The sequence below is a fragment of the Microbacterium psychrotolerans genome (assembly GCF_031085295.1).
Classification (GTDB): Bacteria; Actinomycetota; Actinomycetes; order Actinomycetales; family Microbacteriaceae; genus Microbacterium; species Microbacterium psychrotolerans.
On record NZ_JAVFWO010000003.1, the window covers coordinates 478,714 to 502,328 of the forward strand.

The window sequence follows — 23,615 nt, forward strand, 5'->3', positions numbered from 1 at the left end:
CCGCGGTCGCTGCTTCGTGTCGAGCCGAGAACGGACCCGACGACATCGGGCCGTCGTCGCCGATGGAGCGTCACAATCGTGCAACAAGTACATACCGCCCGGTCGGTTTCTGCGATAAGGTGAGCGCACCCGACACGAAGAGGTGCCGATGAACCCCCACGCCGACCCCCCGGTCGATTCACCCGCGGACGCCGACGCGCACTCCGCACGACCGAACTCAGCACCCGTTGCCGCGCCGGCGGCGATGGGGGAAACGGATGCCGCCGCGGGCGTCGTCCCGCGACTGGAGGTCGCCGGCCTCACCGTCGCGTTCGGCGGTCTTACCGCCGTCGACGGCGTGTCGTTCGACGTTCGCCCGGGGGAGGTCGTCGCGCTCATCGGGCCCAACGGCGCCGGCAAGACGACCGTCTTCAACGGGGTGTGCGGGCTCGTACGGCGCCGCGGCGAAGTGCGCGTCGACGGGGCGTCGGCCCCGCGCCGCACGGCTGGACTCACAGCCCGTGGAGTGAGCCGCACGCTGCAGGGCCTCGGTCTCTTCACCGGACTGACCGTTCGCGAGAACGTGCTGCTCCCGGTCGCCGGGCGGCGCGATGCCGATGCGCTCGTGGCCACGCAGTTGCGCGAACTCGACCTCGACGCGCTCGCCGACCGGCCGGTCGCCGCGCTGTCGTACCCCGACCGCAAGCGCGTCGCGCTCGCGCGGGCGCTGGTGACCCGACCGCGGCTGCTGCTCCTCGACGAGCCGGCGGGGGGACTCGGCGCTGACGACATCGCCGCGCTCGGCGAGGTGGTGCGCGGTGTCGCGGGAGGGGGCTGCGCGGTGCTCCTCGTCGAGCACCACGTCGACTTCGTGATGGGTCTGGCCGACCGCATCGTCGTCCTCGACTTCGGCCGCGTGATCGCGCGCGGCACCCCGGACGAGGTGCGCACGGATCCGCGCGTCGAAGAGGCGTACCTCGGTGTGAAGGCGACCGCATGAGCGCCCCCGCATCGACCAGGACCCGCGGCGCGGTCGAGATCCAGTCCCTCACCGTGGGATACGGCGGAGCACCTGTGCTCCACGGCGTCGGCTTCGCGCTCGCCCCGGGCGAGATCGTGGCGCTCCTGGGAGCGAACGGCGCCGGCAAGACTACGCTCCTGCGCACGCTGGCCGGGCTGGTGCCTGCGGCATCCGGCACCCTCGTCCTCGATGGCGACGACCTCGCGAACTTCCGCACCGAGGACCGCGCCCGACGGGGACTCGCCCTCGTGCCCGACGGGCAGAGCGTGGTCGGCGAGCTCACGGTCGACGAGAATCTGCGACTCGGTGCGCTCTGGCGGCACCGTGGGGCCGCACGGGAGCGCGCCGTCGCGGAGATCTACGACGTGTTCGAGCCGCTCGCCCGTCGCCGCACGAGCGCGGGGCACCAGCTGTCCGGCGGGGAGCGGCAGATGCTCGCCGTCGGGCGCGCGCTGATCGCCGATCCCGTGCTCCTCGCGCTCGACGAGCCGTCGCTGGGGCTCGCGCCCCTCGTCGTCGCGCAGCTGATGGGGACGCTGCGGGATGCCGCCGCCAGCCGTGGCCTGACCGTGCTGCTCGCCGAGCAGAACGTCACCAGCGCCCTGTCGATCGCCGACCGCGGCGTCGTGCTCGACCTCGGCCGCGTCGCGGCCGACGCGCCGGCCGCCGCGCTCGCCGCCGATGAGACCCTCCGACACGCCTACCTGGGATTCTGATGGACCGACTGCTCTTCCTCCTGGCCACCGGCCTCGCGCGCGGCGCGATCTTCGCACTGTTCGCACTGTCACTGGTGCTGATCTGGCGGGCCGCGCGCATCGTGAACTTCGCGCAGGGCGCGATGGCGCTCGTCGCGACGTACGCCGCGTTCGCGGTGACCGGCCTCACCGGCTCGTACTGGGCGGGCCTGGCGTCCGGCCTCATCGCCGGCGCCGCCATCGGCCTCGGCGCGGAGCGCGGCCTCATGCGCTTCGCCCCGCACAGCAGCCCGCTGTCGGGAGTGATCGTGGCGATCGGGCTGGTGATGGTGCTGCAGTCGCTGCTCGGCATCCTGTTCGGGGCGCAGTACCGTCCGATGCGCGCGCCGTTCGACGACAGCCCGATCACGATCGGCGGCGTGCCGCTGCTGTCGCCGTACGACGCGTTCGTGCTCGTCGTCGCGTTGGTGGTAATGGCGGTGCTGGCTCTGCTGTTCACCCGCACCTCGCTCGGGCTCCAGCTGCGCGCCTCGGCCTTCGCCCCGGAGGTGTCGCGCGTGCTCGGCGTGCGGGTGGGCCGCATGGTCACGATCGGCTGGATGCTGTCGGCCGCGGTCGCCGCGCTCGCCGCCATGCTGCTCGTGCCGACCGAACTGGGCCTCAACCCGCACGCCACCGACATGCTGTTCGTCTACGCCTTCGCGGTGGCGGTGGTCGGCGGGCTGGACTCGCCCGTGGGCGCGCTTGTCGGCGGGCTCGTCGTGGGTGTGGCGATGACGCTGGTGACGGGGTACCTCGGCGCGACGGTCGCCCCGATCGGCGTGCTGGTGCTGCTGGTCGGGGTGCTGCTCGTGCGACCCGGGGGCATCTTCTCGCTGCGGGAGGCGAGGAGCGCATGACCCGCCTGCTTCCGTCGCTGCGCGGCGTCCCCCGCGTGCTCGTGTTCGGCGCCGTGCTCACGCTGATCGCCATCGGCGGCACGTTCCTGCTCGACCCCTATCGCAACTTCCAGCTCGCCACGGTGGCGGCCTACTTCTGCGCGACCGCGGGGCTCACCCTGCTCATCGGGCAGAGCGGACAGCTCTCGCTGGGGCAGGCCGCGCTCATGGCCGCAGGCGGCTACGGCTACGCACTTACGACGAATGCGATGACGGATGCCGGGATCACCGGCATCCCGCGATTTCTCACCGGGATGCTGGTCGCGGTGGTCGTGTCGGCCGCACTGGGCTGGCTGCTCGGACTCGCCGCAGCGCGCCTGCGCGGACCGTACCTCGCCGGCGTGACGCTCACGCTCGTGATCGCCGTCCCCGCCGTCGCGGCCGTGTTCTCAGGCGTGCTGCGGGGCGACCAGGGCGTCCAGATCGCCTACGACGGCGTGCCGCCCGCGCTCGACCGGCTCATCGCCGTCGAGCAGTGGCAGGCGTGGGTCGCGATCCTCGTCGCGGGCGTCGTCGTCACCGCGCTCGCTGCCTTCGCCGGCGGACGCCTCGGACTGCGGATGCGGGCCGTGCGCGACGACGAGACCGCCGCACGCCTCAACGGCGTGCGCTCCGGCGGCGTGAAGGTGACCGCGTTCACCGTCAGCTCGGTGGCCGCCGGCGCCGGCGGCGCGGTGCTCTGCTTCGTGACGCAGTCCGTGAGCCCGGGCGCGTACACCCTCGCGTTCTCGCTGCTGCTCGTCGTCGCGGTCGTGCTGGGCGGCCTCGGCAGCATCGGCGGCGCGGCGATCGGCTCGGCGCTCATCGTGCTGCTGCCGTGGCTGCTCGGGGCCGCGACGGCCGCGCTTCCGCTGCCGGTCGAGGTCGCGCAGCGCTTGTCGGGCAACCTCTCGATCCTCGTGTTCGGCGTGCTCCTGATCGTGGTCATGCTCGCGTGGCCGGGCGGCCTGGCGAGCCTCCGCCGCCGCGGACGCTCGAGTGCCAGGAACCGCGACCGGGTGCCTTCCCGGACTCCCGATGCGCAGAAACATGCTCTTTCGCGCTCTCGGGACGCCGGGGCGCCCGGCACGGATCGCCAGCCCGAGGACGCCGGGGCGCGGCATCCGGAACCCGTCTTCTCCTCCGCACCCAACTCCCCAACCGCACCACACAGAAAGAGGTGACCATGTCACAGCACTCCCTCACGCGCCGCGTCGCGGCGCTGGTCGGCGCATCGGCCGTCGCCGTCGCGCTCGCCGGCTGCAGCACGCCCGCCGCCCCGGGCGGCGCCGACGAGGCCGTCCCCGGCGTCAGCGACGACACCGTGACGATCGGCACGCACACGCCGCTGACCGGGCCGGCCGCCGCCGGCTACTCGTCGATCTCGGCGGCCGCGACGGCGTATTTCGCCTATCTGAACGAGAACGGCGGCGTCCACGGCCGCGAGATCGAGTACATCGTCAAGGACGACGGCTACAACCCCGCGAACACGCAGACCGTGGTGCGTGAGCTCGTGCAGGAGGACGAGGTGTTCGCGATCGTGAACGGCCTCGGCACGCCGACGCACACCGCGGTCCTCGACTACCTCACCCAGAACGAGGTGCCCGACCTGTTCGTGGCGTCGGGTTCGACCAGCTGGAACCAGCCGGAGAAGTACCCGTACACGTTCGGGTTCAGCGCCGATTACGTCGTCGAGGGCGCGGCGCTCGCACAGTACGCCGCCGACGAGCACCCCGACAAGGTGGTGTGCCTGCTCGGCCAGGACGACGACTTCGGCGACGAGATGATCGAGGGCGCTGAGCTCGCCCTCGGCGCCGACGGGCTCGCCCAGGTGGAGCGGTACTCGGTCTCGAACCAGGACGTCGCGGCGCAGATCGGCGCCCTCAAGGCGGCGGGCTGCGAGATCAACATCCTCGCGACCATCAACGGGTTCACCGCGCTCGCGGTCGGGACCGCCGCGCAGATGGGCTGGTTCCCGATGTGGTTCTCGTCGTCGTCGGGCGCCGACTACGAGACGCTCGTCGGGTACCTGGGCGCCGACGTCGGACCGAAGCTCCTGCAGGGCCTCGTCGGCACCAACTACCTGCCGTCGGCGGGCGGCGACTCGGAGTGGGTCACCCTGTTCCAGCAGATCAACGAGGAGTACAACGACGGGGCGCCGTTCGACGGCAACACCATCTACGGCATGAGCGTCGCCTACCTGTTCGCCGAGGCCCTCGAAGCTGCGGGCGAGAACCCGACGCGGGAGTCGCTGGTCGACGCCGTGGGCTCGGGCGATCTCGCCGGCAACGGCATCCTCCCGCTCTCGTTCGGCGAGGACAGCCACGCGGCGTACCTGGGCGTCGGCATCACCGCCGTCGACCAGGGCGTGCAGGACTACGTCGGTGCGACCTACGCGGTCGACGGCGGCACCGTCACCGCGGTCGACCCGTCGCCCGTCGCGCTCTCGGGCGAGGGCGTTCCCGGCTCCTGATCGCCGCCACCAACGGCCCGGGCCCCTTCGGGTCCGGGCCGTCGGCGTCGTCGGCGTCGGCGCTCGGCGCCTGCGCATCCATCGCCCGGCGAGAGTCCAGTGGGTGGACGAGACCGTGGGCGTTTCCCACGGTCTCGTCCGCCCAGTGAGGTCTCGCGCAACCGGCGAGGGCTGAGCGGCGTCACCGCACGGGTGAGAACTGTGCGACCAGCTCGCGCTTGAGTACCTTGCCGCTCGAGCCCAGCGGCAGTGACGGCACGAGGTGCACGACCCGCGGGTACTTGTAGGCGGCGATGCGATCGCGCACGAACACCACGACCTCGTCGGGGTCGAGCTCGACGCCGTCGTGCGCGACGACCGCGGCGTGCACCTCCTGACCGCGGACGTCGTCTTCGACGCCGAACACAGCAGCGACGGCGATGCCGGGGTGCCGAGCGAGCACGGCCTCCACCTCGGTCGGATAGACGTTGTACCCCGACCGCACGATCATGTCCTTCTTGCGATCGACGATGGTGAGCACCCCGTCGGTGCACGTGCCCAGGTCGCCGGTGCGGAACCAGCCGTCGACGACGGCGGCGGCCGAGGCATCCGCCCGTCCGAGGTAGCCCTTGAACAGGTTGTGCCCGCGCACGACGATCTCGCCGAGGGCATCCTGCGCGTCGAGCAGCACGACCGTCTCGTCGACGTCGGGGTCGGCGATGGCGACGTCGACGCCCCACAGCGCGCGGCCGACGGTGCCGGGCCGGATCGGCTCGCGCAGCGGGTTCGACGACACGGTCGGTGCGGTCTCGGTGAGGCCGTACCCCTCGTGCACATCGGCGCCGAAGGCATCGCGGAAGGCCTCGAGCACGGCGACCGGCAGTGCGGCCCCGCCCGAGACGGCGTAGCGCAGCGGAGGGCGGGCGGACGAGCGACGGGCGGCCTCCAGCATTCCGACGTACATCGTCGGGACCGCGGTGAACACCGTCGCGCCGAGGTCGGCGGTGAGCGCCAGCGCCTCGTCGGCGTCGAACCGCGGCAGCAGGATGACGGATGCCCCGACCCGCAGCGCGATGTTCATCACGGCGGTCTGCCCGAAGGTGTGGAAGAGCGGCAGCCCGCCGAACACGACGTCGTCGGCGCGCAGGTCGAACGCGTCGATGAGCGTCGTGTGCACCTGTTCGACGATCGACAGGTGCGACCCGACGGCGCCCTTGGGCGTGCCGGTGGTGCCGCTCGTGTACAGGATGGTCGCCGCGTCGATCGGGCCGACCGAGTCGTGGCGGGGGATGGGCTCCGCCGCGGCGGCCTCGGCCTCGAGCCGGGGGAGGTCGGCGCCGGAGTCGGCCGGCAGCAGCACGGTGACCAGCGGCACGCCGGCCGCGGCCGCGGCAGGCACCGCCTCGCCCAGCAGCGGGGCGGCGACCACGAGGAGGTCCGCGCTCGCGTCGCGGAGCACGTAGGCGATCTCGTCGGCCTTGAAGAGAAGGTGCACCGGCACCACGATCGCGCCGAGCGACAGCGCGGCGTAATAGACGCGGGCGAAGTCCGGCACGTTCGGCACCAGCATCGCGACCCGGTCGCCCCGGCCGATGCCGCGTGCGCGCAGCGCTCCAGCGTAGGCGCGGGTCTGGTCCCACAGCTCGCGGTACGTCGTGCGCGTGCCGGCGAAGTGGAAGGCGGTGCGGTCCGCGTGGCGGACGGCCGACTCCGCGAGGATGCTCGCGACCGACAGGGTCGCGTAGCCCGCGCCGTCGATGGCCGGGTCGAGGGGATGGGTGGTCATGTCGGGCCTTCCGTCGTCGTTGATCGGTTGGGGAGTGACCGGATGCCGCCGGTCCCGCGGGGTCAGTCGCGCAGCTGTGCGCGGCCGAGGCTCGCGAGGTGCACCTCGTCGGGGCCGTCCGCGATGCGCAGCGACCGGACCCCGGCGTACAGCTCCGCCAGTGGGGTGTCGGACGAGACCCCCGCGCCGCCATGGAGCTGGATGGCGCGGTCCACGATCTGCTGCACCGCTCGCGGCACGGCGATCTTGATCGCCTGGATCTCGGTCATCGCGTGCCGGTTGCCCACGGTGTCCATGAGCCATGCGGTCTTCAGCACCAGCAGGCGCAGGGCCTCGAGCTGGATGCGGGCCTCGGCGATCCACTCGCGCACCACGCCCTGGTCGGCGAGCGGGCGCCCGAAGGCGTGCCTCGCGGACGCCCGTTCGATCATGAGCGCGAGGGCGCGCTCGCCCATGCCGAGCGCACGCATGCAGTGGTGGATGCGGCCGGGACCGAGCCGCGCCTGCGCGATGGCGAACCCGTCGCCTTCGCCGGCGATGAGGTTCTCGACGGGCACGCGCACCTCGTCGAAGGCGACCTCGGCATGGCCGCCGTGGTCGCGGTCGTCGTAGCCGAACACGCTCAGCGGGCGCACGATCCGCACTCCCGCGGCGTCGCGGGGGACCAGGATCATGGATTGCTGACGGTGCCGCGCGGCATCCGGATCGGTCTTGCCCATGACGATGAAGACCGCGGCGTCGGGATTCATCGCGCCGGTCGACCACCACTTGCGGCCGGTGATCACGTAGTGGTCGCCGTCCCGGCGGATGAGGGTGCCGATGTTCGTCGCATCGGATGACGCGACCTCGGGCTCGGTCATGCAGAACGCCGAACGGATGCGGGCGTCCAGCAGCGGCTCCAGCCAGCGCTCCTTCTGCGCGGGCGTGCCGAAGTCGTTGAGCACCTCCATGTTGCCGGTGTCGGGCGCGGCGCAGTTGAAGGCGGCCGGCGCGAGGCGCGGGCTCCACCCCGTGATCTCGGCGACGGGCGCGTACTGCAGGTTCGTGAGCCCGGCTCCACCGTGGTCGCCCGGAAGGAAGAGGTTCCAGAGGCCCTGTGCGCGGGCCTTCTGCTGGAGCTCGCGCACCACCGGGCGAACGGTCCAGTCGTCGGGTGTGGCAGCCAGCTGCTCGTCGAGGACGGGCTCGGCGGGGAGCACCTGCCCCTCGAGGAATGCTCGTGCCCGGTCGGTGTAGTCGCGGGTGGTCGCATCGGGGGCGAAGTCCATCAGTGCACCTCCTGTGTGCCGGCCCCGGTCGCGCCGAGGCCTGTGCGGGCGAGGGGTTCGACGAGCGCGCCCATGCGATCGAAGCCTTCGCCCACCGTGTCGCCGGCCTGATACCGGAAGTGGATGCCCTCGAGGATCACGGCCAGCTTGTACGCGGCGAACGCGCGGTACCACCGCAGGTCGGGCACGGCGATGCCGGCGCGCTCGGCGTAGGCGTCGGCGAGCTCCTCGAAGGACGGGTAGCCGGCGGCCGTATCGACGGCGCTGGGCACGACGCCGCCTCCGCCGGGCAGCTCGCCGATGTTCCAGTACAGGGCGAAGATGCCGAGGTCGACGAGCGGGTCGCCGATCGTCGCCATCTCCCAGTCGAGGATCGCCGAGATCCGCGGTTCATCCGGCTCGCCGACGACCAGCGCGTTGTCCAGGCGATAGTCGCCGTGCACGATCCCGGACCGAGCGGAGACGGGGACGCCGTCGGCGAGGCTCGACTGCAGCGCGTCGAGCACCGGCGTCTGGCGGGAGCGCGAGGCATCGAGCTGGCGGCGCCACGTCGCGAGCTGGCGCTCGAGGTAGCCGTCGGGGCGGCCGAAATCGCCGAGTCCGACGGCGGCGGCATCCACGGCGTGGAGGTCGGCGAGATGCCGGGCGAGGTCGAGGCTCAACCGCCGCACGCCGTCGGCCGTGTACTCGGCGTTCTGCTCGCGTCGAGCCAGGACCCGGCCCGCAGCGCGCTCCATCACGAAGAAGACGGTGCCGGTGACCTTTCCGGGCTCGGTGTCGTCGACCACGTCGATGGCCCGCGGAACCGGCACGGCGGTGCCTGCCAGCGCCGAGATGACGCGGTGCTCGCGGCGCATGTCATGCGCGCTGGACAGCACGTGCCCGAGGGGAGGGCGACGCACGATGAGCGGGATGCGGGCTCCGTCGATCGCGTACGTCAGGTTGCTGCGCCCCCCGGCGATCACCTCGGCGGTGAGCTCCCCGCCAGCGAGGTCCGGGTGCGCCTCGTGCAGCCACGCGGTCAACCCGGCGACATCCAGTCCCGGAACTCCGGTCATCCTCGACCCCTTCCCCGTCCCCGTCAGCGGGGTGGTGAACTCAGCATACCGGATGGTCGGTTTGTCGGGCGAACGCGTCGAACTTGTCCTTCCCAGCGCGGCTGAGGCGCGGCGCGATCACCGGCTTGCGAGGAGCCGGGACTGGATCGCGGAGCGAATCGGGGCCGGCACCGGAGTCGGGCGTCGGGTCTCGGCGTCCACGAACACGTGCACGAAGCGTCCGGTCGCGATCGGCTCGTCCTCGCCGGCACGGAGGATGCCGAGCGACCAGGTGACGCTCGTCGTTCCGAGGCGCTCGACACCGATCCCGACCTCGAGGGCGTCCGGGAAGCGGGCGGATGCGAGGAACTCGCACGACGACGCCGCGCACAGTGCGATCGCGTCGCCGCCGAGCGGGGTCAGGCCGCCTTCGCGGATCATGAAGGCGTTGACCGCCGTGTCCATCGCCGCGTAGTACACGGTGTTGTTGAGGTGCCCGTACTGGTCGTTGTCGTTCCAGCGGGTCGGGAACGGCTCGCGCACCGGGTAGGCGGCGCTCATTCGCCGACCCGCAGCATGAGGCGGAAGGCGACGCGGGCCCGATCGGCGCTCGGGGTGTCGCCCGAGATGAGGTCGGCATACGTGAACGACTCCGACAGCCGCACCAGGATGTACGCGAGCTCGGCGGGGCTGATCGCTCCGCCGAGCGGCGCCTCGCCGAGGTCGCGGCGCACGAGCCAGTCCGCGGTGGCGACGTACCGGCGCTGGATCGGGCTCTCCTTCGTGGTGAGCAGTCGCAGCGCGCGCGCCGGCTCACGGCGCAGGAACGATCGGAAGTACTCGGCCGTGATGAGGTCGTCGACGAAGTGCGTGAGGATGCCGGCGACCCGCTCGCCACCGGTGAGGGAGCGGCACGCGTGCTCGGCCTGCACGAGTGTCGGGATCGCCAGCGACCACAGCACCTCGCTCAGCAGCGCGTCGCGATTGCCGACCCAGCGGAACAGAGAAGTGCGGTCGACCCCCAGGTCGCCGGCCAGCGCGCTCATGTCGATGCGACGTCCGCCGATCAGCGTGGCGCGCGCCGCATCGAACGCCCGCTGCGCATCGGGGTGGGTGCCGCCGGCGAGGCGTTCCGACAACCACGAAGGGGCGGCATCCGTCCCCACGCGGGAGATGGTCGCGGGTGCGGTCCTCGTCGGAACTGCGGCTGCCGGTGAGCTCATGCGGGAACTCTACCCGCCGGGTCGCGGAATCCTGCAACGTTTCTGAAAGTGTTGTGCAACATTCTCAAATGTGATGCATACTCATCGGACGACCACCGAAGGAGTGACGATGACGTTCACCTTGACCGAGCCGCAGGCGGACGAGACGGCCTCCGGCGCCCGCGCGGATGTGCTCGACGCCGACTTCTACGCGTTCCAGAACCTTCTCACGGATGCCGAGCAGCGGGCCCTGCGAGAGATCCGTGAGTTCCTCGAGACCGAGGTGCGGCCGTTCGCCGACGACCACTGGGACCGCGCCGAGAGCCCCCGTCATCTCGTCCCGCGCATCGCCGAGCTCGGGCTGTACGGCGAGGCGTTCCGCGAGACGCGCAGCTTCGAGAACAGCAACGTCTTCCGCGGCTGGGTCGCCATGGAGATCTCTCGCGCCGACCCTTCGACGGCCACGTTCATCGGGGTGCACAGCGGACTCGCGATGACCTCGATCGCGGTGGGCGGGTCGGACGAGCAGCGGGCAGAATGGCTGCCCGTGCTCGCGCGCGGCGAGCAGATCGCGTGCTTCGGGCTCACCGAGCCGGGCCACGGCTCCGACACGGCGAAAGGCCTCGAGACGATCGCAGAGCGCCGCGGCGACGAGTGGGTGCTCAACGGCGCCAAGCGCTGGATCGGCAACGGCGCGTTCGCCGACGTCGTCGTGATCTGGGCGCGCGACGTCGCGGACGACCAGGTCAAGGGCTTCCTCGTGCGCACGCCCTCGGTGGGCTTCGAGGCCACGAAGATCGAGCGCAAGCAGTCGCTGCGGACCGTCGAGAACGCCGACATCGTGCTCACCGACGTCGTGGTCCCCGAGAGCGACCGGCTGCAGCGCATCGACGGGTTCCGCGACCTCGCCGTCGTGCTGCGTCTCACCCGCGCGCAGGTCGCCTGGCAGGCTCTCGGCGTCGCGGTCGGCGCGTACGAGTGCGCGGTCGCCTATGCGAAGGCCCGCGTGCAGTTCGGCAAGCCCATCGCGTCGTTCCAGCTCGTCCAGCAGAAGCTGGCCGACGCACTCGCCAACATCACCGCGTGCATCGGCATGTGCGTGCGCGTCTCGCAGCTGCAGGACGAGGGCGTGCAGAAGGACCACCACTCGGCCATGGCGAAGGCCTTCGTCAGCGCGCGCGTCCGCGAGACCGTGGCGCTCTGCCGCGAGATCTGCGGCGGCAACGGGGTGCAGCTCGGCGGGCAGGAGCAGCTCGGCATCCCCGCCGGCTACGGCATCGCACGCTACTTCGCCGACGCCGAGGCGGTGTACACGTTCGAGGGGACCTACGACATGAACTCCCTCATCGTGGGCCGCGCCATCACCGGCATCGCCGCATTCGTCTGAGCACGGATCCAGAACCTGGATGCGGCGGCATCCATCCTGAGGAGAACCATGACCGAGGCCTACATCGTGGCCACCGCGCGCTCGCCGATCGGGCGCGCGCGCAAGGGATCGCTCGTCGACGTGCGACCCGACGACCTGGCGGCGCGCATGGTCGGCGCCGCGCTCGAGAAGCTTCCCGCGCTGGATCCGGCGCGCATCGACGACCTGCTGCTCGGCTGCGGTCAGCCGGCCGGCGAGCAGGGCTTCAACCTCGCACGCATCGTGGCGGTGCTCCTGGGATGGGATGCCGTGCCCGGCGCTACCGTCAACCGCTACTGCTCGTCGTCGCTGCAGACGACGCGCATGGCGTTCCACGCGATCAAGGCGGGCGAGGGCGACGTCTTCGTCTCCGCCGGCGTCGAGTCGGTGTCCCGGTACGGGGCGGGGGCATCGGACCTTCCGGATGCCGTGAACCCGGCGTTCGCGCCGTCGATCGCCCGCACGGCCGCCGGGTCGGCGGCCGGCGCGTCGGCGTGGACGGATCCGCGTGCCGACGGAGCGCTGCCCGATCCCTACATCGCGATGGGGCAGACGGCCGAGAACGTCGCACAGCTGCGGGGCGTGACGCGCGAGGAGCAGGACGAGTTCGCCGCCCGCTCGCAGCAGCGGGCCGAGGCGGCGATCGCCTCCGGATTCTGGGCACGCGACATCATGCCCGTCACGCTCGCGGACGGCACGGTCGTCGCGACGGACGACGGACCACGGGCAGGGGTGACCGTGGCGGGCCTGGCTGGTCTCGACCCGGTCTTCCGACCCGACGGCACGGTGACCGCGGGCAACTGCTGCCCGCTCAACGACGGCGCGGCCGCTGTCGTCGTGGTCTCGGACCGGGTTGTCGACGAGCTCGGCCTCGAGCCGCTCGCGCGCATCGTGTCGACGGGCGTCTCGGGGCTGTCGCCGGAGGTGATGGGGCTCGGGCCGGTGGAGGCGTCGCGTCGCGCCCTGGCGCTCGCGGGGCTCTCGGTCGACGACATGGACCTCGTCGAGATCAACGAGGCGTTCGCGGCGCAGGTGATCCCGTCGGCGCGCGAGCTCGGCGTCGACCCGGGCCGCCTGAACGTGCACGGCGGTGCGATCGCCGTCGGGCACCCCTTCGGCATGACCGGTGCGCGCATCACCTCCACGCTCATCAACGGCCTGGCCGCCACCGGCGGCAGGTACGGCCTCGAGACGATGTGCGTGGGCGGAGGTCAGGGGATGGCGATGGTGCTCGAGCGCGTCTGACGCCCTGCCCGGCCGGCTGTGCCCTCGCCGGTCACTTCGCTCCGCGGCGGCGCCGGGCGATGACGATCGCGACGCCGATGAGACCCAGACCGACCAGCAACACGATAGGGCCGATCGTCGCCCACACGGGGGAGCCGCTCATCACCGACCCTCCGAGCACGCCGAAGCCCTGCAGGGTCCAGATCAGCCCGATCGCGGTCAGCAACACGCCGGGCACGAGATAAGGCCAGATCCGCTTCACGCGACCACCCTAGTTCGCGGGCCCACCTCCCGACAGGGAGGGGAGGGCCCCATCGGCGATGCCGGCGGACGGTGCGCATAGGGGGCGTGCCGTGTCGGAGGCGAAGCCTAGTGTGGGTGCGTGGCCACCCTCGACGACCTGCGCCGCACCGCCGACGTGCTGCCCGGAAGCGAAGAGCGGGCGACGACCGGCGGGGCCGCCTGGTTCGTGCGCGGCAAGCTCTACGCGTGGGAGTGCCACCCGTGGCCCAGCGTCCCGGACGACATGCGTGCGATCATCGCGACCGAGCTCGTGGTGGGCGTGAAGATCGCGGATCCGATCGACGCGCTCGCGCTCCGCGAGATGGCGCCCGACGTGTTCCTGGGCACCACGACGCGGTGGGGCGAACCGAAGATCGCCTTCCGGATGGCGGGGATCGATGTCGACCACCTCGCCGAGCTGTTGACGGAGGCGTGGCGCGTGCAGGCGCCGAGATACCTGCGACGCGAATGGGATGCCGCGAGCCCGTCGTAGCCGAGCCGTCCCCGCGCGCCCTCGTCTCGGCGCGGTATGCGGATTCGCATACGCGGACGCAACATCCGATGTCGTCCACTGGAATCGCCCCTCCTCGCCGAGAAGGGATGTTCGACGGGCTTCGCGCCCCGATCAGATCCGGAGACCGGGACGCCATGACGACCACCACGCGGCCGCACCACCGGGCGCCGGCTCGGAAGGACCCGGCCCCGGCCCGTCCGATCGCCGCGTTCGTGCTCTACCTCGCGCTGCTGGTCTGGATCGTGCTCTGGAAGCTCGAACTCCCGTGGGTCGGCGGCATGGATCGCGTCGTCAAGCTCGTCCCCTTCGTCGCCACGGCCGGTCAAGGCTCGAGCAATCCCGCCGAGGTCGTCATCAACTTCCTGCTGTTCATCCCGTTCGGCCTGTGCCTCGGCCTTCTGGCGCCGTCGTGGCGGTGGTGGAGAATCGCCCTCGTCCTTGCCGGGGCGAGCCTGGCGCTCGAGGTGACGCAGTTCATCCTGGCGATCGGAAGCACCGACGTCACCGACGTCGTGGTCAACACCGCCGGCGGGCTGACCGGACTCGCGATCGTCGCCGTCACGCGCCTCGGCCTCGGCGGCAGGGCCAGAGCGGTGCTGACGCGGATGTGCGTCGTCACCACCCTGCTCGCGCTGCTCCTCGCGGCGCTCTTCATCGTCTCACCGCTCCACCTCGGGCCGCCGCCCGGTGCGGGCGGCAGCCGCGCACCGGGCCACGGCCTCGACGCCGGTCCGCTCGGTGGCGAGCGTCCCTGAGGGCGGTGAGCCGCGGGCCGTCGAATCTCGGACGCTCAGGCCTCGGGGACGAAGAGTGCCACGGTCTCGGCCACCAGTGCGGGACGGTCGGAGCCCTCCAGCTCGACCGTCGTCCGCAGACCCACCCGGTAGCCCTGCGGCGACGGCTCGGCCGAGGCGATCTCGGTCACTGCCCGCACGCGGGAGTCCACGACCACCGGCTGCAGGAACCGCACCTTGTCGAGGCCGTAGTTGACCACCATCGCCGCGCCGTCGACCGCGAGCAGCCCCTGGGTGAGCCGGGGGAGGAGCGACAGCGTCAGGTAGCCGTGGGCGATGGTGGCGCCGAAGGGACCGGATGCCGCGCGGTCGGCGTCGAGGTGGATCCACTGCCAGTCCTCGGTGGCATCGGCGAACGCCTGGATGCGCCGCTGATCGATCGGGAACCATTCGCCGACGGCGGTGCTGCCGACGGCGTCGGCGAGGGCTGCGGGGGAGTCGAGGACGATGCTCATGCGCGCGGCCCTCCGGCCACGTACAGCACCTGGCCCGAGACGAAGCCGGCCTCCTCGGAGCAGAAGAACGAGACGGCAGCGGCGATGTCGTCGGGCTCACCCGCCCGGCCGACCGGGATCTCGGCGGCGTTGTGCGCGATGAAGTCCTCGAAGGAGACTCCGATGCGCTCAGCGGTCGCCCGCGTCATGTCGGTCACGATGAAGCCGGGGGCGACGGCATTGGCCGTGACGCCGAACCGGCCGAGCTCGATCGCGAGAGTCTTGGTGAATCCCTGCATGCCCGCTTTCGCGGCGGCGTAGTTCGCCTGGCCGCGGTTGCCCAGCGCCGACGTGCTGGAGAGGTTCACCACGCGGCCCCAGCCCGCCTTCACCTGGTGGTCCTGCACCGCGCGCGACATCAGGAATGCGCCCCGCAGGTGCACCGCGAGCACGGCATCCCAGTCGTCCTCGGTCATCTTGAACAGCAGGTTGTCGCGGATGATCCCGGCGTTGTTGACGAGGATCGTCGGCGCCCCGAGCTCTTCGGCGATGTGCGCGACAGCGCGCTCGACCGACGCCGCGTCGGCGACGTTCGCGCCGACGGCGAGGGCGCGGCCCCCGGCATCCGTGATCGCACCCACGGTCTCGGCGCACTGCGCCTCGTCGAGGTCGAGCACCGCGACGGCGTTGCCGTCGGCGGCGAGGCGCTTGGCCGTGGCGGCTCCGATGCCGCGCGCGGCGCCGGTGACGATGGCGGTTCTGGTCATGCGTGGTTCCCTTCGAAGGTGATCAACTGGCGCAGCTCGCCGCCTGCGGCGAGCCGGTCCATCGCGGCGTCGAGGTCGTCGAGGCCGATACGGGACGAGACGAGTCGCTCGAGCGGGAGGCGTCCCGCGCGCCACAGCTCGACGTAACGGGGGATGTCGCGGCTGGGCACCGCGGATCCGAGATAGCTGCCGACGATCGTGCGCGCCTCGGCGGTGAGCACGAGCGGTGAGACGCTCGCCCGGGCTTCGGGTGCGGGAAGACCCACCGTGACGGTGGTGCCGCCCGGCGCCGTGAGCGCCACGGCGGTCTCGAACGCGCGCACCGCTCCGGCGGCTTCGACGACGACGGGGGCGCGGATGCCGCGGTCCACGGCCTCCGCCGGCGTCAGCGCCTCTGCGGCGCCGCATGCGAGCGCATGCGCGAGCTTGCCGGGCACGTTGTCGACGCCGATCACCTCGTGCCCGAGTGCCACGGCGACGAGGAGCGCCGCCATGCCCACCCCGCCGAGTCCGACCACGACGACGCGATCACCCGGCGCGGGCTGCCCGGCATTGACGACCGCGCCGCCGCCCGTGAGCACGGCGCAGCCGAGCAGGGCCGCGATCTCGGCCGGCACGTCGGGTTCCACCGGCACGACCGATGCCCGGCTCACCACCGCGTGGGTCGCGAATGCCGAGACTCCCAGGTGGTGGCGCACGTCCTGGGTCGCCGAGCGCTCCGCACCGCGATGCAGCCGGATACCGCCGCCGAGCAGTGTTCCCGCGTTGTTCGCGGCCGTGCCCGGGGCACAGGGCAGGCGGCCGTCGGTACGGCATCCGTCGCACGCCCCGCAGCGGGGGAGGAACGTCATGACGACGCGATCGCCGACCGTGATGTCGTCGACACCGCCCCCGACCTGCTCCACGATGCCGGCGGCCTCGTGGCCGAGCAGCATCGGGACCGGGCGCACACGGTTGCCGTCGACGACGCTGAGGTCGGAGTGGCAGACGCCGGCCGCCTCGATGCGCACGAGCAGCTCGCCGGCACCGGGCTCGTCGAGCTCGAGCTCGCCCACTGTGAAAGGGCGGCTCCGCGCGAAGGGCGGCTGCGCGCCCGAGATCTCGAGCACCGCTCCGGTGATCTTCATCCGACCTCCTCGTCGTGACGCCACCGGCACATCGGCGGCGGAACACCAGCCTCTCGCGAATCGCAGGAGGGCGGTGGGTGACAAGCATACCGACCGCGCGGTATGGTCGCGTCCAAGAAGAGACGCGCGCCGCCCGATGTCGGGCGGCGCGCGTTCGGTGTCCTGCGGGTCAGACGAGGGGGGCGCGACGCCTGATGCGCGCGCGGCGGATCCACTTCTCGATCTCGATCAGCACCGGCACGAGCAGCGCCAGGCCGAGCGCGGTCAGCCACTCGTCTCCCGAGAGACTCGTCGTGCCGATGAGGCGCTGCATGAAGCCGACCTCGACGGCGACGACGGTGAGCGCCAGCGGGATCGACAGCCACTTCACGGCGGCGAGGATGGGGGCGGAGAGTCCCGACTCGGGGTCGCGGCGCATGACCAGGCCGCCGAAGATCGAGCCGAGCGCGCAGACCACGAACGCCATCGTCACCGGCACGTTGGGCTCGGTGGAGCTGAGCTCGTCGGGGTAGATCAGCAGGGGCACGAGCGTCGTGAGGAAGATGAGGCTGCCGTACACGAACCACAGCGTCACCGCGCCGCGGTTGGCGATCGTCTTCTTCGGGTCGCGCGGCGGCTTCAGCATGATGCCGTCGGGCACCGGGTCGAGGAGGATCACGACCACCGGGAAGATCGCGATGAAGAAGTTCAGGAACAGCACCATGATCGGCGTGAGCGGTACGCCGTCGTTGATGCCGAAGATGCTCGCGACGAGGAACAGCAGCACCAGCGAGAACAGCTGCGACATCTGGAAGCGGACGTAGCTGACGATCTTCTCGTAGATCCCGCGCCCGAGCCGGACGGCGGTGACGAGCGTGCCGAAGTTGTCGTCGACGAGGATCATCTTCCCCGCCTGCTTCGTGACGTCGCTGCCCGAGCCCATCGCGACGCCGATGTCGGCCTGCTTGAGTGCGGCCGCATCGTTCACGGCGTCACCGGTCATCGCGACGACGGCGCCGTCCTCCTGCATCAGACGGGCGAGGCGCAGCTTGTCCTCGGGGGTGACGCGGCCGAACATGTGCAGACGCGGCAGCGCCGCCTTCAGCTCGTCGTCGCTCATCTCCTGGATCTCGGCGCCGCTCGCCGATCCTTCGCCGAGCCCGAGCTTCGCACCGATCGCAGCGGCGGTGATCGCGTGGTCGCCGGTGATCATGCGGACCTCGATGCCGGCCTCGCGAGCGATGCGCACGGCCTCCTTCGAGGACGGGCGGAGCGGGTCGATGATGCCGACGAGGCCGACGAACGTCAGATCGGCGATCGCCGCCATCGGGTCCTGCGCCACCGGGGCATCGGGGGCGAACCGGCGGAACGCGAAGGCGAGCACCCGCAGCCCCTGCTCCGAGAGCGTGCGGTTGGCCTCGAGGATCTCGTCGCGGCGATCTGCGATCGGCACGACGCCCTCCATGGTCGCGACGGAGCTGCAGCGGTCGAGCACCACGTCCGGGCCGCCCTTGACATAGCCGACGAGCAGTTCGGTGCCGTCGACCGGGATCCGGTGGAACGTCCCCATGAACTTGTACGCCGAGTCGAAGGGCACCTCCGCGACCCGCGCGAACGCGCTGCGCGTCAGCTCGGCATCCGCGCCCAGCTTGGCGGCCAGCACGACCAGGGCGGCTTCGGTCGGGTCGCCGATGACGGCGCCGTCGTCGGACACGGTGGCGTCGCTGCAGAGCGTCAGCCCGAGTGCCAGCTGGGTGAACTGCGGCACCGGCAGACCCGCCGTGTGGCGCACCTCGCCGACCTTCTCGTAGCCGCTGCCGGCGACCGAGAACCACTCGCCGCGGTAGTACAACGTCTCGACCGTCATCTCGTTCATCGTGAGAGTGCCGGTCTTGTCGGAGTTGATCGCGCTGGTGGCACCCAGCGTCTCGACGTCGGTCAGATTCTTGACGACGGCCTTGTGCTCGGCGAGCTGGCGCGAGCCGTACGAGAGCATGGCCTGGACGAACGACGGCATGCCGGTCGGGATCGCCGAGATCGCCATCGAGATGCCGAGCAGGATGACCGATGCGATCTCCTGACCGCGCAGCAGGCCCGTCACGATGATGATGGCGACGGCGCCCCACGCGATCCAGCCCAGCACTCCCGTGAGCGAGTCGAGCTCACGCTGCAGCGGCGACTTCCCCGGCTTCACGGACGACAGCATCGAGGCGATCTGACCCATCTGCGTCTGCATGCCGGTGCCCGTGATGACCACCGTGGCCGTGCCGCGCGTCACCTGGGTGTTCTGGAACACCATGTCGGTGCGGTCGCCGAGAGCAGTGTCGGGATCGGCGAGGGTTCCGGCATCCTTCGGGATCGGCGCGCTCTCACCCGTGAGCGCCGCCTCCTGCGTCTCGAGCGTCGCCGAGCGGATGATGCGCCCGTCGGCGGGCACGAGGTCGCCCGCCTCGAGGGTCACGATGTCGCCCGGCACGAGGGTGGTCGCGCCGACCTGCAGCAGGGTGCCGTCGCGGATGACCTTCGCCTGCGGGATCTGCATCTTCGCCAGGGCGTCGACGGATGCCTTCGCCTTGAGTTCCTGCCGGGTGCCCAGCACGATGTTCAGCACCACGAGCGCGCCGACGAGGATGCCGACGCTGACCTGATTGATGAAGAGGCTGATGATCGCGACGGCGACCAGCATGACGTTCATGGGGTCGGCGAGCTGCTGCAGGGCGACCTGCCACGTCGACGGCGGCTTCTCGGCGGCGATCGAGTTGGGACCGTGCTCGGCGAGCCGCTGCGCGGCGTCGGCGGCGGTCAGCCCGCGGTCGCGATCGCTGCGGAATGCGGCGACGACGGCATCCGGCTCCTGGCTGTACCAGGCGGTCTCCGCGGGCGTTCCGGCGGCGGTCTCCACGGCGCTCATGGCTTGAACATACCGCCGTGGTACGGCCGCAGAACAGAGGAATCGACCGGCGCGCCGGGGCGGTCAGCCGTCGAGCTGCGCGCGCAGTCGCCGTGCCAGTTCCGCCGTCGGCATCGCGCGCGGGAAGACCGCGACGACGACCTGGTCGGCGGCAGGATCCACCTCGCCGTCCGGCAGGACGCCGAACCGACGGCGTGCCTGGTCCAGAGCCGTGCGCAGCACCGACACCGGCACCTTCTTCGGTCCACGGATGAGACGCCGCAGCACGTGGTTGTGGATCGCCGTGACCAGCGCCGAGAAGCCCACCGCGTCGAGCGGATCGAGGCCCGGCAGCGACGCGCGCAGGTACTCGTCGAACAGCCGCTCGTAGCGGAACACGGTCACGATCTCGCGGTCGCGGAGCGCGGGCACGCCCCGGACGACCGCATAGCGCCGCCGGGCGAGCTCGGGATCGGCCGCGAAGTGCGCATAGACGAACAGGGATGCCTCGCACACGGCAGCCCACGGGTCCCGGTGCGGTTGCGCCAGGAACTCGCGCAGGCGATCCAGCAGCACCTCATGGTCGGTGAAGACCACGTCGTCCTTGCCGCCGAACTGCCGGAAGAACGTCGAGCGCGAGACGCCCGCGGCCTGCGCGATCTGCTCCACGGAGGTCTGGTCGAATCCCTGCTCGGCGAACAGCTCGAGCGCGGCGGCGACGACGGCCGCGCGGGAGGCGCCCTGAGCGGCTGCGGAACTCGGGGCGGCGGAGGCGGCGGCGGTGTCGGACATCTCGGGGAGAGCCTAATGCGCGGCCCCCGCGTCCGGTGCGGCATCCGTCACGCGTGCGGCGCTGTCACTGCGTCCAGTGCCTGTCAACCCGGTGGAGGATCCCGCGGCGTGCGGCTTCACTGTGAAGATGACGCCGATCTGGAAGCTCGATCCGTTCCGCGTGACCGGCACGCCCTTCGAGCCGGGTCGGCACCGCGAAGTCGTCGTCGTCGGTGCCGGCCTCACGGGCCTGGCCACCGCCCTCATGCTCGCCCGGCAGGGCCGCGACGTCGCCGTCATCGAAGCGGGTGAGGTCGGCGAGCTCGCGTCGGGCGCCAACACCGGCAAGCTGTCCCTCCTGCAGGGCTCCACCCTCTCGACGATGCGCCGTCACCATCCGGCGCGCCTGGTGAAGGCGTACGTCGAGGCGAATGCCGACGGAGCGCAGTGGCTGACGTCCCTGGCCGACGAGCTCGGCGTTCCCTACTCCCGGCGCACGGCCTATTCGTATGCGCAGACCCCGGACGGCGCGGAGACGGTCGCGGCGGAGCTGGAGGCCGCCCGGGAAGCCGGACTGCCGGTGCGCCGGGTGGAGCCGGATCTGCTCGCGCAGTCGCCGTTCCCGATCGTGGACGCGGTCGCGCTCGATCGTCAGGTCGCCATCGACCCACAGCAGCTCCTCGCCGCGATGGCGCGGGCGTACCTGGAAGCCGGAGGCGTGCTCCACACCGGGGTCCGCGTGACCCACGCGCACATCGTGCCGCATGCCGGCGTCGAGACTTCGGCCGGGTTCGCGGCCGCCGATCAGGTGGTGCTCGCGACCGCGACGCCGATCATCGACCGCGGCCTGTACTTCGCCAAGACGCGGGGGCTGCGCTCGACCTGCGTTGCCTTCGCCACGGACGACCCGCTGCCCGAGGGGCTGTACCTCTCCGTCGACGGCGCGACCAAGTCCATCCGATCCATCACTCCCGCGGACGGACCCGCCGGTGCGGCGCAGCTCATCGTCGGCGGCAACGGATTCCCGGTCGGCCGTTCGCCGTCTCCCCGAACCTGTCGCGACGATCTCGTCGCCTGGACGCAGGAGCACTTCCCGGGCGCCGAGCCGGTCGCGGCGTGGTCGGCCCAGGACTATCAGTCGCACGACCTGATCCCGTTCGTCGGGGCGATGCCGCGCGGGCTCGGGAGGGTGCGGTTCGCCACCGGCTATGCGAAGTGGGGACTGTCCAACGCCCCCGCCGCGGCCCTGCGTATCGTGGCCGAGATCGGCAAGGTGCCGCGGCGCGAGCGACCGGACTGGATGAACGTGATCTCCACCCGCTTCACGGTTCCCGCAGACCTCGCTCGCGGCGGAGTCGAGAACGTGCGCGTCGGCTGGGAGGCGGCATCCGGCTGGCTGGGAGCGCAGGCCGTGCCGGCGCCCGTCCGCCGGCCCGCCGAGGGCGACGGCGTGGTCGCGAACCGCGGGGGCCACCCTGTCGGCATCTCCACCGTCGACGGTGTGACGCGCGCCGTGAGCGCGGTGTGCCCGCACCTCGGCGGCGTGCTGCGCTGGAACGACGCCGAACGGTCATGGGACTGCCCGCTGCACGCCTCGCGCTTCACGGCGAGCGGGGTGCGCATCGAGGGTCCCGCGCTGTGCGATCTCACCCGGCTGCCCCGTGTACCGGGCGAGGAGATCGAGGACCCCGACCCCACGGCATCCGCTCATCGGGCGACGTCGGCGCGCTGATTCCCGCGAAGGCACGTGCGATCGCTCATCCGGTGCGGAACCGAGGGCGCGTCGCTGCGGTCCGAACCGGACGGAGACCGGTAGTAGGCTGGGGGACTGGTCGATATCTCGACGTCGAGACGCTTTTCGCGTCGTCCCCACCCCCATTCGCCACCTGCGAAGGAATGCACTGTGGATCTGTACGAGTACCAGGCACGTGACCTTTTCGAGAAGTACGAGGTGCCGGTGCTCGCCGGCATCGTCGCGGACACGCCGGAGGAGGTGCGGGCCGCGGCCGAGAAGATCGGCGGAGTCGTCGTCGTCAAGGCCCAGGTCAAGACCGGCGGGCGCGGCAAGGCGGGTGGCGTCAAGGTCGCCAAGACCCCCGATGAGGCCTACGAGGCGGCGAAGGCCATCCTCGGCCTCGACATCAAGGGCCACGTCGTCAAGCGCGTGATGGTCGCCCAGGGCGCGCGCATCGACAAGGAGTACTACTTCTCGGTGCTGCTGGACCGCGCCAACCGCTCCTACCTGTCGCTGGCCAGCGTCGAGGGCGGCATGGAGATCGAGGAGCTCGCTGTCGAGCGTCCCGAGGCGCTCGCGCGCGTAGCGGTCGACCCGCTGCAGGGCATCGACAAGCAGAAGGCCGTCGAGATCGCCGAGGCCGCAGGCTTCGCCCCCGAGCTCGTCGACAAGGTGAGCGATGTCTTCGTCAAGCTCTTCGCCGTCTACAAGGGCGAGGACGCGACGCTCGTCGAGGTCAACCCGCTCGTGCTCACCGAGGACGGCGAGGTCATCGCCCTCGACGGCAAGGTCTCGCTCGACGAGAACGCCGACTTCCGCCACGCCGGGCACGCGCTGCTCGAGGACAAGGCGGCGGCCGACCCGCTCGAGGCGAAGGCGAAGGCCAACGACCTCAACTACGTCAAGCTCGACGGCGAGGTGGGCGTGATCGGCAACGGCGCCGGCCTGGTGATGTCGACGCTCGACGTCGTCGCCTACGCCGGTGAGAACCACGGCGGCGTGAAGCCCGCGAACTTCCTCGACATCGGCGGCGGCGCCTCGGCCGAGGTCATGGCCGCAGGCCTGGACGTCATCCTCGGCGACCCGCAGGTCAAGAGCGTGTTCGTCAACGTCTTCGGCGGCATCACCGCGTGCGACGCGGTCGCCAAGGGCATCGTCGGCGCGCTCGCGGAGCTCGGATCCAGCGCCTCCAAGCCGCTGGTCGTGCGCCTCGACGGCAACAAGGTGGAGGAGGGGCGTGCGATCCTCCGCGACGCGAACCACCCCCTCGTGACCCTGGCCGAGACGATGGACGAGGGCGCCGACAAGGCCGCCGAGCTCGCCAACGCCTGACGCT

Annotated in this window: 22 protein-coding genes; 11 read left to right on the forward strand and 11 right to left on the reverse strand. The window is 71.5% G+C overall.

Annotated elements, in window-relative coordinates:
• Positions 1–148 precede the first annotated feature (148 nt).
• The 5 genes from Q9R08_RS11290 to Q9R08_RS11310 are packed head-to-tail and all read left to right on the forward strand — an operon-like array spanning position 149 to position 5,085.
• A complete protein-coding gene (locus Q9R08_RS11290; protein WP_308868111.1) occupies positions 149–979 on the forward strand; it encodes an ABC transporter ATP-binding protein in 831 nt (276 codons plus the stop codon).
• Complete coding sequence (locus Q9R08_RS11295; RefSeq protein ID WP_308868112.1) at positions 976–1,716, forward strand: ABC transporter ATP-binding protein; 741 nt, start codon at positions 976–978, stop codon at positions 1,714–1,716. The genes Q9R08_RS11290 and Q9R08_RS11295 overlap by 4 nt, the downstream gene beginning before the upstream one ends.
• Entirely contained in the window at positions 1,716–2,594 is an 879-nt protein-coding gene (locus Q9R08_RS11300) for a branched-chain amino acid ABC transporter permease (RefSeq protein WP_308868113.1), read from the forward strand. The genes Q9R08_RS11295 and Q9R08_RS11300 overlap by 1 nt, the downstream gene beginning before the upstream one ends.
• Positions 2,591–3,796, forward strand: coding sequence for a branched-chain amino acid ABC transporter permease (locus tag Q9R08_RS11305; RefSeq protein ID WP_308868114.1), 1,206 nt, complete (start codon positions 2,591–2,593; stop codon positions 3,794–3,796). The genes Q9R08_RS11300 and Q9R08_RS11305 overlap by 4 nt, the downstream gene beginning before the upstream one ends.
• Before the next feature lie 2 nt (positions 3,797–3,798).
• A complete protein-coding gene (locus Q9R08_RS11310) occupies positions 3,799–5,085 on the forward strand; it encodes an ABC transporter substrate-binding protein (protein ID WP_308868115.1) in 1,287 nt (428 codons plus the stop codon).
• A 181-nt stretch (positions 5,086–5,266) separates the two neighbouring features.
• Here Q9R08_RS11310 and Q9R08_RS11315 read toward each other — a convergent pair whose 3' ends face one another.
• The 5 genes from Q9R08_RS11315 to Q9R08_RS11335 all read right to left on the reverse strand — a co-directional run bounded on the left by Q9R08_RS11315 (position 5,267) and on the right by Q9R08_RS11335 (position 10,378).
• The gene (locus Q9R08_RS11315; RefSeq protein WP_308868116.1) at positions 5,267–6,850 is read right to left on the reverse strand and encodes an AMP-binding protein; all 1,584 of its coding nucleotides are present in this window, start codon (positions 6,848–6,850) and stop codon (positions 5,267–5,269) included.
• 62 nt (positions 6,851–6,912) lie between these two features.
• A complete protein-coding gene (locus Q9R08_RS11320) occupies positions 6,913–8,118 on the reverse strand; it encodes an acyl-CoA dehydrogenase family protein (RefSeq protein ID WP_308868117.1) in 1,206 nt (401 codons plus the stop codon).
• The gene (locus tag Q9R08_RS11325) at positions 8,118–9,176 is read right to left on the reverse strand and encodes a phosphotransferase family protein (protein WP_308868118.1); all 1,059 of its coding nucleotides are present in this window, start codon (positions 9,174–9,176) and stop codon (positions 8,118–8,120) included. Before Q9R08_RS11325 ends, Q9R08_RS11320 begins: the two co-directional genes overlap by 1 nt.
• Positions 9,177–9,293: 117 nt before the next feature.
• The gene (locus Q9R08_RS11330; protein ID WP_308868119.1) at positions 9,294–9,716 is read right to left on the reverse strand and encodes an acyl-CoA thioesterase; all 423 of its coding nucleotides are present in this window, start codon (positions 9,714–9,716) and stop codon (positions 9,294–9,296) included.
• Entirely contained in the window at positions 9,713–10,378 is a 666-nt protein-coding gene (locus Q9R08_RS11335; protein WP_308868120.1) for a QsdR family transcriptional regulator, read from the reverse strand. Before Q9R08_RS11335 ends, Q9R08_RS11330 begins: the two co-directional genes overlap by 4 nt.
• A gap of 109 nt (positions 10,379–10,487) precedes the next feature.
• On the opposite strand from Q9R08_RS11335, the gene Q9R08_RS11340 reads away from it, so the two are divergent.
• Both Q9R08_RS11340 and Q9R08_RS11345 read left to right on the forward strand, forming a co-directional pair.
• Positions 10,488–11,744: an acyl-CoA dehydrogenase family protein gene (locus Q9R08_RS11340; protein ID WP_308868121.1), complete on the forward strand. Its 1,257-nt coding sequence runs from the start codon at positions 10,488–10,490 to the stop codon at positions 11,742–11,744.
• Between the two features lie 48 nt (positions 11,745–11,792).
• Positions 11,793–13,007, forward strand: coding sequence for an acetyl-CoA C-acetyltransferase (locus Q9R08_RS11345; protein WP_308868122.1), 1,215 nt, complete (start codon positions 11,793–11,795; stop codon positions 13,005–13,007).
• 31 nt (positions 13,008–13,038) lie between these two features.
• Here the strand turns inward: Q9R08_RS11345 and Q9R08_RS11350 are convergent, their stop codons facing one another.
• Complete coding sequence (locus Q9R08_RS11350) at positions 13,039–13,248, reverse strand: hypothetical protein (RefSeq protein WP_308868123.1); 210 nt, start codon at positions 13,246–13,248, stop codon at positions 13,039–13,041.
• Positions 13,249–13,368: 120 nt separating this feature from the next.
• On the opposite strand from Q9R08_RS11350, the gene Q9R08_RS11355 reads away from it, so the two are divergent.
• On the forward strand, positions 13,369–13,761 hold the full coding sequence (locus Q9R08_RS11355; protein ID WP_308868124.1) for an MmcQ/YjbR family DNA-binding protein: 393 nt from the start codon (positions 13,369–13,371) through the stop codon (positions 13,759–13,761).
• A 155-nt stretch (positions 13,762–13,916) separates the two neighbouring features.
• Positions 13,917–14,537 (forward strand): VanZ family protein, encoded by a 621-nt coding sequence (locus Q9R08_RS11360; RefSeq protein ID WP_308868125.1) that lies wholly within the window; start codon positions 13,917–13,919, stop codon positions 14,535–14,537.
• Positions 14,538–14,572: 35 nt separating this feature from the next.
• On the opposite strand, the gene Q9R08_RS11365 is transcribed toward Q9R08_RS11360, so the two are convergent.
• The 5 genes from Q9R08_RS11365 to Q9R08_RS11385 all read right to left on the reverse strand — a co-directional run bounded on the left by Q9R08_RS11365 (position 14,573) and on the right by Q9R08_RS11385 (position 20,565).
• Complete coding sequence (locus tag Q9R08_RS11365; protein ID WP_308868126.1) at positions 14,573–15,031, reverse strand: MaoC family dehydratase; 459 nt, start codon at positions 15,029–15,031, stop codon at positions 14,573–14,575.
• Complete coding sequence (locus Q9R08_RS11370) at positions 15,028–15,777, reverse strand: SDR family oxidoreductase (RefSeq protein ID WP_308868127.1); 750 nt, start codon at positions 15,775–15,777, stop codon at positions 15,028–15,030. The genes Q9R08_RS11365 and Q9R08_RS11370 overlap by 4 nt, the downstream gene beginning before the upstream one ends.
• The gene (locus Q9R08_RS11375; RefSeq protein ID WP_308868128.1) at positions 15,774–16,904 is read right to left on the reverse strand and encodes an alcohol dehydrogenase catalytic domain-containing protein; all 1,131 of its coding nucleotides are present in this window, start codon (positions 16,902–16,904) and stop codon (positions 15,774–15,776) included. The genes Q9R08_RS11370 and Q9R08_RS11375 overlap by 4 nt, the downstream gene beginning before the upstream one ends.
• A gap of 169 nt (positions 16,905–17,073) precedes the next feature.
• Positions 17,074–19,794 (reverse strand): cation-translocating P-type ATPase, encoded by a 2,721-nt coding sequence (locus tag Q9R08_RS11380; RefSeq protein WP_308868129.1) that lies wholly within the window; start codon positions 19,792–19,794, stop codon positions 17,074–17,076.
• A gap of 63 nt (positions 19,795–19,857) precedes the next feature.
• The gene (locus Q9R08_RS11385; RefSeq protein WP_308868130.1) at positions 19,858–20,565 is read right to left on the reverse strand and encodes a TetR family transcriptional regulator; all 708 of its coding nucleotides are present in this window, start codon (positions 20,563–20,565) and stop codon (positions 19,858–19,860) included.
• Between the two features lie 127 nt (positions 20,566–20,692).
• Between Q9R08_RS11385 and Q9R08_RS11390 the strand changes: the two genes are divergently transcribed.
• The gene (locus Q9R08_RS11390; protein ID WP_308868131.1) at positions 20,693–22,276 is read left to right on the forward strand and encodes an FAD-dependent oxidoreductase; all 1,584 of its coding nucleotides are present in this window, start codon (positions 20,693–20,695) and stop codon (positions 22,274–22,276) included.
• Between the two features lie 171 nt (positions 22,277–22,447).
• Positions 22,448–23,611 (forward strand): ADP-forming succinate--CoA ligase subunit beta, encoded by a 1,164-nt coding sequence (gene sucC, locus Q9R08_RS11395; RefSeq protein ID WP_308868132.1) that lies wholly within the window; start codon positions 22,448–22,450, stop codon positions 23,609–23,611.
• Positions 23,612–23,615: the final 4 nt, after the last annotated feature.

Coding starts and splice junctions, on each gene's coding strand:
- Q9R08_RS11290 (WP_308868111.1), top strand. CDS start 149: ATGAACCCCCACGCCGACCCCCCGGTCGATTCACCCGCGGACGCCGAC.
- Q9R08_RS11295 (WP_308868112.1), top strand. CDS start 976: ATGAGCGCCCCCGCATCGACCAGGACCCGCGGCGCGGTCGAGATCCAG.
- Q9R08_RS11300 (WP_308868113.1), top strand. CDS start 1,716: ATGGACCGACTGCTCTTCCTCCTGGCCACCGGCCTCGCGCGCGGCGCG.
- Q9R08_RS11305 (WP_308868114.1), top strand. CDS start 2,591: ATGACCCGCCTGCTTCCGTCGCTGCGCGGCGTCCCCCGCGTGCTCGTG.
- Q9R08_RS11310 (WP_308868115.1), top strand. CDS start 3,799: ATGTCACAGCACTCCCTCACGCGCCGCGTCGCGGCGCTGGTCGGCGCA.
- Q9R08_RS11315 (WP_308868116.1), bottom strand. CDS start 6,850: ATGACCACCCATCCCCTCGACCCGGCCATCGACGGCGCGGGCTACGCG.
- Q9R08_RS11320 (WP_308868117.1), bottom strand. CDS start 8,118: ATGGACTTCGCCCCCGATGCGACCACCCGCGACTACACCGACCGGGCA.
- Q9R08_RS11325 (WP_308868118.1), bottom strand. CDS start 9,176: ATGACCGGAGTTCCGGGACTGGATGTCGCCGGGTTGACCGCGTGGCTG.
- Q9R08_RS11330 (WP_308868119.1), bottom strand. CDS start 9,716: ATGAGCGCCGCCTACCCGGTGCGCGAGCCGTTCCCGACCCGCTGGAAC.
- Q9R08_RS11335 (WP_308868120.1), bottom strand. CDS start 10,378: ATGAGCTCACCGGCAGCCGCAGTTCCGACGAGGACCGCACCCGCGACC.
- Q9R08_RS11340 (WP_308868121.1), top strand. CDS start 10,488: ATGACGTTCACCTTGACCGAGCCGCAGGCGGACGAGACGGCCTCCGGC.
- Q9R08_RS11345 (WP_308868122.1), top strand. CDS start 11,793: ATGACCGAGGCCTACATCGTGGCCACCGCGCGCTCGCCGATCGGGCGC.
- Q9R08_RS11360 (WP_308868125.1), top strand. CDS start 13,917: ATGACGACCACCACGCGGCCGCACCACCGGGCGCCGGCTCGGAAGGAC.
- Q9R08_RS11365 (WP_308868126.1), bottom strand. CDS start 15,031: ATGAGCATCGTCCTCGACTCCCCCGCAGCCCTCGCCGACGCCGTCGGC.
- Q9R08_RS11370 (WP_308868127.1), bottom strand. CDS start 15,777: ATGACCAGAACCGCCATCGTCACCGGCGCCGCGCGCGGCATCGGAGCC.
- Q9R08_RS11375 (WP_308868128.1), bottom strand. CDS start 16,904: ATGAAGATCACCGGAGCGGTGCTCGAGATCTCGGGCGCGCAGCCGCCC.
- Q9R08_RS11380 (WP_308868129.1), bottom strand. CDS start 19,794: ATGAGCGCCGTGGAGACCGCCGCCGGAACGCCCGCGGAGACCGCCTGG.
- Q9R08_RS11385 (WP_308868130.1), bottom strand. CDS start 20,565: ATGTCCGACACCGCCGCCGCCTCCGCCGCCCCGAGTTCCGCAGCCGCT.
- Q9R08_RS11390 (WP_308868131.1), top strand. CDS start 20,693: ATGACGCCGATCTGGAAGCTCGATCCGTTCCGCGTGACCGGCACGCCC.